The organism is Leptotrichia wadei (assembly GCF_007990445.1).
In the GTDB taxonomy this organism is placed as follows: Bacteria; Fusobacteriota; Fusobacteriia; order Fusobacteriales; family Leptotrichiaceae; genus Leptotrichia; species Leptotrichia wadei_A.
In genome coordinates, this window is record NZ_AP019841.1 from 1,924,701 (window position 1) to 1,937,590 (window position 12,890).

Below are 12,890 nucleotides of genomic sequence, written 5' to 3' on the forward strand. Positions count from 1 at the left end.
AATTTTCGTGCAATTCATCTCACGACTAAAAGTCGCGAGTGTTCTTGCTTTATTTAATAAAAAAATCCATTTTTTTTAATTTCTCATTTTCTGGATTTTTAAAAAAAGAATCTTTTTCTTCTAAAATCGGTGTCAAATTTTTAATTATTTCCATATCCGTATCAACATAAATTCCCGAATTTTCATACATAAAATGCACTCTCATATAATCTGAAACATAAGCCCAAAGCCTTCTTTCATAACATTCACGGAAAAATCTATTTTTCGCAAGATGTTTTTCCATGTCAAAATTTTTCTCATTTATCTCTATAATTTCAAAATCAGGCAAATTCTTTTTCCAAGATTCCAAACATTTATAGAAAATATCAGGCTTTTTGGCATTTCCAACCCAGACATAATATATTTTTTTTTCTATCATCATTTTCTCCTATTTTTCACCTTTTTTCTAATCATCATATACTTTTTCATCGGATTTTTAGTAATATTTACAACTTTAAATCCCACTTTCTCATACAATTTCTTTGCCCCCACATTATAATCAAACACATTTAACGTAATAGAATTTACATTCTTTTCTTGAAAAATCAAACTTATAAATTCCAACAAAGCCCTTTTTCCAAGTCCTTTTCCAGTAAGTTCAGGATTAATCAAAAATCGCCCAATATGAATATTATTCATTTCTTTTCGTATTTTCTGAATAATCCCCACAAATTCATTTTCACAAAAAATCGAGTAAATATCCTTCAAATCATCAATTTGGCTTTCTGTAAGCGGAAAATCAAGGCTTTTTCCAGCCCATTGCTCAAGAAAATCCTTTCCCTTTTCATTAGTCCATTTGACTATATCATTTTTATTATTGTCATTTATTCCGTTTATTATTTCTATATTTTCTACTTCCATCAATATTAAACTCCTATTTTTCTACACCAACTCATATTCAATTTCATTCACAATACAAAATTTTATTATTTCTTCATAAAGACTTTCATAATTTTCATTTATCCTGAAATTTTTAAATTCTAAATCTGAAGATAATATCAAAGTATAAATTCTTCTTCCGTCATTTTCAAAAATTTTTAATGTCCTGTATCCAAACAATTTTAACTTTTCAGATTGAGTCTGCAGACTTGTAAACATCAGTTTTTGAATGTCATACTTGCTGTATTCTGTATTATCAATGCTTATAATATCAGCAGATATTCTTATATTTTCAGGTGTATATAACTTCATTCTAATAAAGAAAACAATCTTAAAAATTAAAAGTAGCAAATAAATAATTATAAAAAGAATTATCATATATGTATTGCTTGAAAAAACTATTATTCCTACTATTAACGGAATCATATTAAAAACACAGCTTATAAAAATTTCTTTTCGTTTTTTCACAATTAATTCTTTTTTTTGAATTTTAAATGCCTTATCTCTAACTTTTGATTTTTTATACCAAATCTCATAAATAGCTTTTTCAAAGTTTAACATTCCTTTAGTTCCTAGTAAATAAATTGGTATTTCATAATCGTTTATTGATAAATATTTTATTCTGTATCTCTGCTTAGCAGTACCTTTTTCTTTATCATATATTTTAATATTATGCCTTCCTATCTCTGCACGATAACATTCTTTTCGCTTTTTATAATAAATCAAAGTATTTCCAAGTATTACAATTTTTTTATTATATATAAAAATTAACTGATATAACAAAAATACTGTAATTGGAAACATTACTATCAAAGAAACTACCAAAATCACTCTATAATTTGTAAGTAAAGGAACATTGAGAAGCATCATCATTGCATATATACTTGGAATAATCCCTAACAGTTTTAACTTCTCTATCCACGACATTTTAAATACTTGCTCTTTTTTGCCCAACTTCACTCAACTCCCTAAAAAAATCAAATCAGTTCCTTCTTTTCCTCAATCTTCCTGTACATATAGTCAAAGCTAAAGACTAGAACGTAAACTGCAATTAGCATTGCCATATTTTTTATTAATCCTTCTCCAAAGAATGAACCTCTTGGGATGTAAAATAAATTTGGGATAAAGTAATAACTTGTTAATAATAAAAATCTATTTTTTACAACATATTTTTCATACTTTATAATTGCAATTCCAAGTAAAATTGAGATTATAATTAACCAGATATATCCTAAATCATACATTTCAGCGATGTAATTTGAACCAATTCCTTCACCTTTTAGATAAGCTCCTGAATTTAGGTAATATGTTAATCTGTCTGCAAGTGAATTTGTTGTTTCAAGAGTTTCAAGCGACTGTGGTTGGAAGCCTAACAGTCCCTGCAAAATGTACGGATAACTTCCATGTCCGACAATGTTATGCTTGAAGTTAATTGTGTAGCCTAGGACAAGGTAACTTACACCTTGAGAAAATAGGAAATTGTAAATTGTGTTTATTAAATCTAAACTGAATATTTTTTTACTTCGGATAGATACTAAAATTTGTGAGAAAATCACTGTAAATCCTACTAATTTTACCATTGTCTTGGCTTTTATCCTGATTCCATAGACTTTTGCATAATACCACATTATAAAAAGCAGCTGTGTCAAAAATATTGCTCTTGCCCCCTTGAACGAATCCAACAGTTTTACCATAAGATAAAGGGAAGAAATTGTCAAAAATTTTCTTTTGGATGGAATTGAAATTAAAAATATTAAAAATCCGATTGTCATTACTGTTCCAGAGCCTTTTGTAAATGCAGGATAATCGACGCCCTTTAAAATCCCAGTATAATAAGCCTCATATCCAGCATGTAATATTACTCTTAACTGTATGAACATTTTGTAGGCTAAAGCAGGCAATGAGATTATAAATAAAGCCATTCCAATATCCGTAAACATTCTTCTGCTTTCAAGCGTTATGCTGCTTCTTATTTCACTAATTTTTTCATTTGAAATTCCAATAAAAAATCCCAAATGTGTAAACAATAAGACAAGTAAAAAAACTGTTATTATCTCATTTCTCACATCATAATAAAAGTAAAAGTTAGCAAACTTCGTAGCCCATCCAAATTCCTTATAGTTCACAATATCCAGAAATATCCTTGTAAAATTAAACAAAAACAGCGTATACAAAAAAATCATATACGAATTTAACCACTCCAAATAAATTTTTGCCGTAAAAAATGTATAAATATACACTCCCATAAGCAGACATTCTAAAAATTTCATTTCCAATGCATCATTTGGAAAAGTCACCACACTTTTTAAAAATAGCACAAATGCAATAACAAACATATGAAATATTAAAAATCCAATTCTATCTTCTTTTATAAGATTACTACTTTTCATCAATTTACCTCTATTTTCATTTTTTTCTTTTATACTCAAATCCTTTTAATATCAATCTGTTTCAAATCAAACATGGGATTGAATAAATATCCATAGTTTTTTCTAAATTAGTTTTACTATGATTTCATCTAAAATTTTATCATATCGCCACTAAAACTTCAATGATAAATATTTTTTTCAATTCTTAATTTTCACTTCACTTTTTATTACAGACCTGTTCGACAACTTAATTTTTTATTTCACAAAAGTTCAAAACTCCTTGCTTCAGAATATTTATAGTAAAACTGCTTTAAAAACTGAACTCAAAAATTATGACTATTTTACTTAAACCCTGAATTTATATGATCTTTAATAGTTTAATTTTAAATAAGTTTGAATATATATTTAAAAAAACAAAAAAAGAAACTATCTAATTTAAGACAGTTTCTTCAAATATATTTTCAATCTAAAAAATTATAAATTATTTTCCCTCAAATATTCTTCCACATCAAGCGCTGCAATTGCTCCACTTCCTGCCGCAACAATCGCCTGCTGATATTTACTATCTTGAACATCTCCTGCTGCAAAAATTCCAGAAGTGCTTGTTTTAGAAGATTTTCCCTTTGTCATAACGTAGCCTCTGTCGTCAATTTCAACTTTTCCCTCAAGAAATTTTGTATTTGGAGTTCTTCCAATTGCCACAAAAATTCCATCTGTTTTAAAAGTTTCGATTTCTCCGGTTTTATTATTTAGAAGTTCAATTCCTGTAACTTTTTCATCTGCCAATACTTTTTTAGGCGTGTAATCCAGCTTCCACTCGATTTTTTCATTATCTCTTGCTCTTTTTTGCATAATTGCAGAAGCACGTAAAAATTCCCTTCTATTAATAATAGTAACTTTATTTACAAATTTTGTTAAAAATAAAGCCTCTTCCATTGCAGTATCTCCCCCGCCAATTACAACCACTTCTTTTCCACGATAGAAAAATCCATCACAAGTAGCACAGGCACTGACTCCTTTTCCAATATTTTCCCTTTCATTTTCAATTCCAAGATATTTTGCACTTGCCCCTGTTGATAAAATTATTGTCTTTGTTTCTACAATATTTCCATTATCTAAATGTAATTCAAATGTCTTTTTCCCATTATTTTCAACATCTTTAATATCTTTTACCACCGCTTGCAAAAATTCAGTTCCAAAATTTTGAGATTGAGACTTTATATCTTCCATTAATTGCGGTCCTGAAATTCCTTGTGGAAATCCTGGAAAGTTTTCAACTTCTGTTGTCGTTATAAGCTGTCCGCCTGGCTCCATTCCATTTATTACGATATTTTTTAGTCCAGCACGGCTTAAATAAATTGCGGCTGTAAGTCCTGCCGGCCCTGATCCGATAATTACTGAATCGTACATATTTTTTCACCATTCCTTTTTTATATTATTAAAGTCTAGCAGAAAAAATAACCGCTAGACTTGTTTTATAAATAAATATTTCTTTAATAACCTATTTCACCTGATTGTAATTATAACACTTGATTTACTTCTTCATAAAGCGCTTCTTTTGAATGTAATCCAACTAATTTTTTAACAGGTTTTCCATCTTTGAATAAAATTAATGTAGGAATGCTTTGGATTCCAAAAGATTGTGCCAATTCCAATTCTTCATCTACATTTACTTTTCCAACTGTAGCTTTTCCTTCCATTTCTCCTGAAAATTCTTCAATAATAGGAAGCTGCATTTTACAAGGTCCGCACCAGCTAGCCCAAAAATCTACTAGAGCCACTCCATTTGCAATACTCTTTTCAAAATTATCTTTATTTAAATTTAATGCCATTTTACATCATCCTCTTTCTTTTTTTATTTTTTTTCTTTATTTAAGTTAGTAAATTTATAGTTTATTTTTTAAAAAATTTGTGTTATACTATTTTTAGAAAATCAACTATTCAATTAAGTAATTGAATAGTATCATATTTAAAAAAAATTGTCAATACTTTTATTTAAAATTTTACTATTATAATTAAAAAGGAAGATAAATAAATGGATAAAATATGTGAAAATTATAAAAATAGCCTATATTCAGGATTATCAAAAATTGGAAAATGCCTGTCTAGTGAAAAAAGGATTGAAATACTGGATCTGCTTGTACAAGGGGCAAAAACTGTGGAAAGCATTTCAAATGAAACAGGAATGAGCATCGCAAATACTTCTAGGCATTTACAGATTTTAAAGGATGGAAATCTGGTTATTAGTGAGAAAAAGGGAAATTATGTTGTTTATGAAATTGCAAATACGCAGATAATTGACTTGGTATACCTTTTAATTGGAGTGGGGGAAAAACAGCTGGCAGATATTCAGCGAATACATAATGAATTTAATGACAGCTGTATGAAAATCCGCCCTATTACATTAGAACAGGCTTATGAAATGGCTGAACAAAATGAAACATTAATAATAGATTTACGGCCTGAAGATGAATTTAATTCAAGCCATATAGAAAATGCAATTAATATTCCAATGAAACATCTTGAGCAAAATATTAAAAATTTACCAAAAGATAAGAAAATCATTGTTTACTGTCGTGGAAGAAACTGCGCCTATGCAAATTTGGCTTCCAAATTGTTAAATGATAACGGTTTTCAGGCATATAGCCTGAATCAAAGCTACTATGACTGGCAGAAAAATAAAAATTTTTAGTTTTATTTAGATGCATTTTATAGTAAAACTGCTTTAAAACTAAACTCGAAGTTATGACTAATTTACTCAAACCTTAAATTTTTATAATTTTTAGCAGTTTAATCTAAATAGGGTTCACTATATAATCTAAGTTTTTTTATTTTTACAAGGGGTCAAAACTTCTTGCTTTAGGATATTTATTTTATTAAATTCCAAGTTTGCATAGTTATTGAACAAGTCTATTGAAATAAAAAAAATGATATAAAACAGGAGAAAAAATGGGATTAATTTTTGTTACTGGCGGAGCTAAAAGCGGGAAAAGCAAATTTGCTGAAGAGATGCTTTTGAAATTAAATAATGGAAAGCAGAAAAATGTATATTTGGCAACATCACTTGTATTTGATGAAGAAGTGAAGGAAAAGGTGCGTTTGCACAAAAAAAGAAGAAAAGATGAATGGTTTACAGTAGAGGCGTACAAAAATTTTGAAAATGAATTAAGTAATTTTTTTGAAAATAATGATAAAATAAAAAATAATATGCTTGTAGACTGCCTTACAAATATGATTACTAATATAATTTTTGAAAATCAGAACATTGACTGGGATAATTTTGAAAAAAAATTGTATATTCAAACTTTAGAAAAACTAAATAAAGATGTGGAACATTCAGTAATTGAACTGCTAAATGTTGCAGATCAATTTGAAAATGCTATAATTGTCTCAAATGAGCTGGGAATGGGACTTGTGCCAAGTTATCCGCTGGGAAGGTATTTTCGTGAGATTGCCGGGAAAATGAATCAGATTGTAGCTGAAACAGCAGATGAAGTGTATCTTGTAGTTTCCGGGATTCCAATGAAAATAAAATAAATAAAATATACTTTTATTTTTCAAATGAAATTTAGTATTAATCAGATTTTACAGACTTTTACAAATGATAAGAAACAAGGTAAAATAAAGGAGAACATTTTAATATGAAAAAACAAAAAACAGATTTACAAATAAAAAAAGATGAAATTAGAAAACAGATTTTAGAAAAGAGAAGCAATCTTTCTCTTGAAGAAGTAGACAAAAAAAGTGAATTAATTATAGAAAATTTAACTCCATATTTAAAAAATGCCCAAAATATAATGATTTTTATGGACATGAAAAATGAAGTGAGAATTACAAAATTAATAGAACTTTATCCTGAAAAAAATTTTTTTATTTCAAAAATTGTAAATAGTAAAAACAGGGAAATGAAAATTAACAAATATAACGAAAATGAGCTTGTTTTGCATAAATTTGGGTATTACGAGTCTTCTTCAGATGATTTTTATGATGAGAAAATTCTGGATATTGTGATTGTTCCAGCACTTGCATTTGATTCCAGTAAAAATCGGATTGGATTTGGTGGCGGATATTATGACACTTTTCTGAATAAGGTTAGGGAAAAAAATAAGAATACTTTGTTTATAGGAGTTTGCTATGATTTTCAAATGATTGAGGAAGTGCCAATTGAAGGGCATGATATAACTTTGGATCTTGTCATTAATGAAAGTGAAGTTTTATAATTCTTGGAAAACTATGGAAAATAAAAATTAAAAAAAATTTTTTCTTGAAATTATAAAAAAAAAATGATATTATATATTGCTAAAATAAACAAAATATTTTAATAAAAATCCCCAAAAGTTTATTCACTATTAATTAGATCAGTATTAACGGGGTTCGAGTATATTCTAATTCGGACTACAAAGCAAATTCAACAGTCCGAATTTATTATTTTATAATTTCTATTGGTCAAAAAATTCTTTTAACGCTATTTCCCATTTAAACAGTGAACTGGCTACAAATTTTCTTGCAAGAGACTAAAATCTCTTGTTAGCAAATAATAATTTCTATTTTTAAATGGGATTTAGTATAAAATTAAAAGAAGTAAATTTCAGGAAGGAGGTCTATATGAAGAAAAAGTTAAAAAATAATAATTTTTTGATCCCATCTTTTTTAGCAGGAATGACAGGTTTAGGATTTGGAGAAAAAGTGGAATCAAATAATGCTCCATCCATAAATATTACAAATGAGAAATTATCTCGAAATAAAAGAAATTTATTAAATAAGAAAAATATTGAATTTTCAAAAAACGAAGAAATTTACGATATTATAAAAAATAACTTGAAAAATGAAGATGAATTTAAAGTAGATTTTGGATATTTAAATGGATTTCACAAAAGTCCAATTGATAATTCTTTTTCAGAACCTGAAAAAATTAATGAAAAAGATTCCACCAAAACTGAAACAACAGTTCCTTATGTTATTATTAATCCTGAAAATGGACCTTCTGACAAGGCAGAATATGAATATATTGTTCAAATTAGAAAAAATAAGGAAATGGGAATCAAAAATTTAGGATATGTCACAACAGATGAATATACAAAAAGTATAAAAAAAGTAACTTCTGAAATTGATAAATACATACAGTTTTACGGCTCAAACAATATTTCTGGATTTTTTATTGATGAAATCTCATCAGGAACAAATCCACTGGAAGTCGACTATATGGCACAAATATATAATCATATAAAAAATAAGTATCCCAACTCAATCGTAGTTGCAAATCCTGGCGGCACAATAACTGATGCAATGTCTAAATACTCTGATTTATGGCTAACAAGCGAACAATCAGCCGATAATTACATCAACCACTGGACACCAAGAACTTATAACTTTGAAAACGATCCTAAAAATGCAAACCGTATTGTCCATGTTATTCATTCGGCAACGCCTGAACAATACGAAACCTTGCTAAAACTGTCTAAAGAACGGAATGCAGGCTTTATAATGATAGCAACTGATATTCCAAATGTTCCAGGCAATTTGCCGCAAAATTTTGAAAATCTGATATTACCAGTAAATACTCCTGAAACCGAAACTGCTTCAGATGAAAAAAATATTTCAAATGAACAACTGGCAACAGAAAATACAGATACAGAATTAATTTCTAATAATTCGGAAAATCCTGCATCTGAAGAAATTGCAGAAAATTTAAGAATAGAAGACAAGTTTGATTTACAAAAATTTGTTTCCTCAGGAAAATATAGCATTAATGGGAATCTTAAAATTTCAGCCCTTGACTTTTGGAATTTTTTAAATCTCCAATGTAAACCTGATATATTTCTTTCTTATTTTAATCTCAGGTATGATATTTTAGGTGAATTTACTGTAAAACCTTCAGAAAGAATAAATAAATTTGGAGATTTTAAATTTAATTTAAGTAAAAATTGGGATGTTTAATAAAATTTAGTAAAAAAAGATAAAAAAATAAGCTGCTTCATAGATATTTATGATACAGCTTTTTTATTATTATTTATTTTTTTATTTTCCACTCTTTTCTACAATTACTTTTAACGAATGCCAGCTTAACGTAGCACATTTGACTCTTGCAGGCATTTGAGCTACATACTCCATAAGTACTGCATCTCCTAGCTTTTTACTTTCTTCACTTGTCAGCTTTTCCTCTTGCTTCATCATTTTAAAAAATAAATCTACCTTTTCTTTTGCCTCTTCCATCGACTTTCCTTTTATCAAGTCAATCAGCATAGCCATAGAAGCTGTTGAAATGGCACATCCAGAACCGATAAATGCGGCATCTGTTATTATATCATTTTCATCAGTTTTTATTTCCAAAGTTAAGTCATCTCCGCAGTTTGGATTATGCCCCCTTTCAGCAAAAGTCGGATTTTCAATTTCACGGTTTAATTCTCTACGTCTACTGTATTCTAATATTGTCTGCTGATAAATTTTCTCTAAATTCATAACAACCTCCTTTTCCAATTTTTATTTTTTATTTTTCTCTACAATTCAAAAACTTCTTTTACTTTTAAAAGTCCTTCTATCAATTTATCAATATCCTCTTCGTTATTGTAAATGCTAAAACTAGCACGGCAGCACGATGGTATTCCCAGATAGTTCATCAAAGGCTGAGCGCAATGATGCCCTGAACGAACTGCCACATCATAGGAATCCAATATAAATGCCACATCGTGGGAATGTACATTTTTCACGTTAAAAGCGATAATTCCAGCATGTTCAACATCCTTTGTAAAATATGTTTCCACAAAATCTAATTTTTTCAATTTCTCCAAAGCATTTTTTGTAAGCGAATTTTCAATTTCATTGATTTTCTCATAACTTATTTCTTCAATAAAATTAATCGCTTCCTCCAAAGTTACAGCGCCTTCCACATTTTGAGTCCCGCCTTCAAACTTGTTAGGAAGCTGTGCAAATGTCGATTCCTGCTCCGTTACGAACTCAATCATATCTCCACCATACAAAAAAGGCGGCATTTTCTCAAGAAGCTCCTTTTTCCCATACATAACTCCAATTCCCATCGGTGTAAACAGTTTATGCCCTGAAAATACAAGAAAATCTGCATCTAAATCTTGAACATCGTGTCTAAAGTGCAGCATTGACTGTGCAGCATCCACAAGAACAAGTGCATTTTTATTTTTATTACGTGTGATTTCAATAATCTCTTTTATCGGTTGAATAACTCCTGTAACATTTACCACGGCAGAAATCGCCACAAGTTTCGTTTTATCAGACAATTTACTTTTAAAATCTTCAATATCAAATTGTCCATTTTCAGTAAGATATACAAATTTTATCTTGGCATTTTTCTTTTTAGCCACAAATTGCCACGGCACAATATTTGCATGATGATTGGAAACTCCCAGTATTATTTCATCATTCTCATTTATAAATTCCATTCCATAGGAATAAGCTATCAAATTAATTGATTCTGTCGTATTTTTTGTAAAAATCACTTCTTCAGGATATTTTGCATTAATAAACTTTTGTACAGTTTTACGTGCATTTGCCATCAAATTTGAGGCTTCCATAGACAATGTATGCGAACCACGTCCTGGATTTCCGTTATATTTCTCATAATATTCCATAATTTTATCTAGGACTCTTTTTGGCTTTTGCGAAGTTGCCGCTGTATCTAGATAATGGTTATTTCTATTTTTAAATATTGGAAATTCTTTTCTATAATCCATCTTTCCCTCCTTAATAATTTTCTGCCATAACAAATTTATATAAGTCATCAAATTTTTTTATATTTTCTGGTTTTTCAGATAGTTCTAGTAAATAGTTTTCAAGGATTTCATAAGAAAGTGATAAAAACTCATCAAAAAATCTTTTTCCTCTTCTTATATTAGTTTTTTCTGGAATATAATTATTACCTTTCATTTTTTTATTATTAAAATAAAATAAGATAGGAACTATTTTTAAAGGATCTTCTATATTAAATTCAGTTAATAAATATGCATAAGTTTTTATAAATTTTCTATTAATATCTACAAATTTTCCTGTATCGTGATCATCATTATATTTTATCTCTACATAATAAATAATCCCTGTTTTTCTATCTTTAAATACTAAATCAATATCATGTTTCACTTGTATCATTGTTCCATTAAAATATTTTTTACTTAATCTTTTTTTCAATTTATAAAACTCATCTTCTAGTATTATTTCTTCAGTTTGACATCTTGTTATATATTCATCAATTAAACTATCTTTTGCAGATAAAATTTGAAATTTATTATTTCTTTTACCGCTATATTTTTCTATTATTTCATATTTTCCCTCATTTTCTATCAATTTAGTCATCAAGACCTCTATAAAATTTCCAAACTGAATATTCATGCTTTGAAGTATTCCGCCAAATATTCTATATCTTTGCGGAATAAAATGTAATTTTTTTAGATGTTTATTTTTCAATTCTTTTAATTTTTTACTGTTTTTTGAATGATTTATTATTTCTATAATTGAGCTATTTATTAATTCATCTAGTTTGTTTTGCATCATTTTCCTCCACATATAAATATCTTAATTTATCCAGCTCTATATATTCTCCATTATAATTTAAAAAAAAGTAATTCCAACCATTGTTATTTTTTTTATTTAAAAATTTTGCACTCATTTTATGTATAGATAATTCTTCTGTCCCATCAAAAACATTTCCATTTTCAAGAATTTCACAAAATTGTCTTTTATCTTTTGAATACAGCTTTTGTCCTTTTTGAATATAGCCATTTTCCAATAATTTTTTCATAGGAACTTTTGGAGGTTTTGTTTCTAATTCTAAATTAGAAATTTTATCAATTATTACTTTTTTTGCATTTATTCTGATTTTTGCTCCTTCTATATATTTTTCTTCTCTTTCAATTCCTATATAATTTCTTCCCAATTCTTTTGCTACTGCTCCAGTTGTCCCAGTTCCAAAAAAAGGATCTAGTATTACATCATTTGGTTTTGTTGCTGCTAGAATAATTTTATACAATAGTTTTTCTGGTTTTTGAGTTGAATGCAGCTTATTTCCATTTGTATCTTTTAATCTTTCATTTCCATTACAAACAGGTATATTCCACACACTTTTCTCTTGTTTTCCATCATTTAAATATTTCATTGTTTTATAGTTAAATGTTATTTTACTTTTTTTATTTTTACTGCACCAAATCATTGTTTCGTGTGAATTACATAATCTTGTGCCAGAAAAATTAGGAACCGGATTTGATTTATTCCAAATAATATCATTTATAATCCAAAATTCTAAATTTTGCATTAAATATCCAATTCTAAATATATTTTGAAAAGATCCTATAATACAAATACTTCCATCTTTCTTTAATATCCTTTTACATTCTTTTAACCAATTATTACAAAAATTATCATACTCATAAAATGAATCAAATTTATCCCATTCATCCTCTACACCGTTAAACTTTGTTCCATCAGTTCTTAGTAACTCTCCTTCAGTTTGCATAAAATAAGGAGGATCTGCAAAAATAAAGTCTACCGATTCAGTTGGGATTTTTTTTAATTCTTCAACTGTATCTCCCTTTATAATAGTATTTAATATGTTCTTTAAATGCATCTACTGCTCTCCTTAAT

Annotated in this window: 13 protein-coding genes and 1 pseudogene; 4 read left to right on the plus strand and 10 right to left on the minus strand. The window is 28.0% G+C overall.

Annotation, left to right across the window (positions count from 1 at the left end):
* Nucleotides 1-82 precede the first annotated feature (82 nt).
* The 6 genes and pseudogenes from FVE74_RS09080 to trxA all read right to left on the minus strand — a co-directional run.
* Nucleotides 83-418: pseudogene (locus FVE74_RS09080) on the minus strand (glycosyltransferase family 32 protein); the annotation flags it as partial.
* Nucleotides 418-900 (minus strand): GNAT family N-acetyltransferase, encoded by a 483-nt coding sequence (locus FVE74_RS09085; protein ID WP_147004234.1) that lies wholly within the window; start codon nt 898-900, stop codon nt 418-420. The pseudogene FVE74_RS09080 and the gene FVE74_RS09085, both read right to left, overlap by 1 nt.
* A gap of 21 nt (nt 901-921) precedes the next feature.
* Nucleotides 922-1,878, minus strand: a complete 957-nt coding sequence (locus FVE74_RS09090) for a hypothetical protein (RefSeq protein ID WP_147004235.1) — start codon at nt 1,876-1,878, stop codon at nt 922-924.
* Between the two features lie 17 nt (nt 1,879-1,895).
* Entirely contained in the window at nt 1,896-3,308 is a 1,413-nt protein-coding gene (wzy, locus tag FVE74_RS09095) for an O-antigen polysaccharide polymerase Wzy (protein ID WP_147004236.1), read from the minus strand.
* Nucleotides 3,309-3,761: 453 nt separating this feature from the next.
* Entirely contained in the window at nt 3,762-4,697 is a 936-nt protein-coding gene (trxB, locus tag FVE74_RS09100; RefSeq protein WP_147004237.1) for a thioredoxin-disulfide reductase, read from the minus strand.
* 110 nt (nt 4,698-4,807) lie between these two features.
* A complete protein-coding gene (gene trxA, locus FVE74_RS09105) occupies nt 4,808-5,119 on the minus strand; it encodes a thioredoxin (RefSeq protein ID WP_060917656.1) in 312 nt (103 codons plus the stop codon).
* A gap of 203 nt (nt 5,120-5,322) precedes the next feature.
* On the opposite strand from trxA, the gene FVE74_RS09110 reads away from it, so the two are divergent.
* The 4 genes from FVE74_RS09110 to FVE74_RS09125 all read left to right on the plus strand — a co-directional run bounded on the left by FVE74_RS09110 (nt 5,323) and on the right by FVE74_RS09125 (nt 9,224).
* The gene (locus FVE74_RS09110; RefSeq protein ID WP_147004238.1) at nt 5,323-5,979 is read left to right on the plus strand and encodes a metalloregulator ArsR/SmtB family transcription factor; all 657 of its coding nucleotides are present in this window, start codon (nt 5,323-5,325) and stop codon (nt 5,977-5,979) included.
* Between the two features lie 257 nt (nt 5,980-6,236).
* Nucleotides 6,237-6,824 (plus strand): bifunctional adenosylcobinamide kinase/adenosylcobinamide-phosphate guanylyltransferase, encoded by a 588-nt coding sequence (gene cobU, locus FVE74_RS09115; protein ID WP_147004239.1) that lies wholly within the window; start codon nt 6,237-6,239, stop codon nt 6,822-6,824.
* 104 nt (nt 6,825-6,928) lie between these two features.
* Nucleotides 6,929-7,507, plus strand: coding sequence for a 5-formyltetrahydrofolate cyclo-ligase (locus FVE74_RS09120; RefSeq protein WP_147004240.1), 579 nt, complete (start codon nt 6,929-6,931; stop codon nt 7,505-7,507).
* Nucleotides 7,508-7,892: 385 nt separating this feature from the next.
* Nucleotides 7,893-9,224, plus strand: a complete 1,332-nt coding sequence (locus FVE74_RS09125; RefSeq protein ID WP_147004241.1) for a spherulation-specific family 4 protein — start codon at nt 7,893-7,895, stop codon at nt 9,222-9,224.
* An 81-nt stretch (nt 9,225-9,305) separates the two neighbouring features.
* On the opposite strand, the gene sufU is transcribed toward FVE74_RS09125, so the two are convergent.
* Genes sufU through FVE74_RS09145 form a run of 4 tightly spaced genes read right to left on the minus strand, consistent with a single transcriptional unit; the run spans nt 9,306 to nt 12,873 of the window.
* Entirely contained in the window at nt 9,306-9,746 is a 441-nt protein-coding gene (sufU, locus tag FVE74_RS09130) for a Fe-S cluster assembly sulfur transfer protein SufU (protein WP_147004242.1), read from the minus strand.
* 38 nt (nt 9,747-9,784) lie between these two features.
* The gene (locus tag FVE74_RS09135) at nt 9,785-10,990 is read right to left on the minus strand and encodes a cysteine desulfurase (protein ID WP_147004243.1); all 1,206 of its coding nucleotides are present in this window, start codon (nt 10,988-10,990) and stop codon (nt 9,785-9,787) included.
* Nucleotides 10,991-11,000: 10 nt separating this feature from the next.
* Nucleotides 11,001-11,801 carry a HinfI family type II restriction enzyme gene (locus FVE74_RS09140; protein WP_147004244.1) on the minus strand — a complete coding sequence of 267 codons (801 nt, stop codon included), beginning with the start codon at nt 11,799-11,801 and terminating at the stop codon, nt 11,001-11,003.
* Entirely contained in the window at nt 11,782-12,873 is a 1,092-nt protein-coding gene (locus tag FVE74_RS09145; RefSeq protein WP_147004245.1) for a site-specific DNA-methyltransferase, read from the minus strand. The genes FVE74_RS09140 and FVE74_RS09145 overlap by 20 nt, the downstream gene beginning before the upstream one ends.
* Between the last annotated feature and the right edge of the window lie 17 nt (nt 12,874-12,890).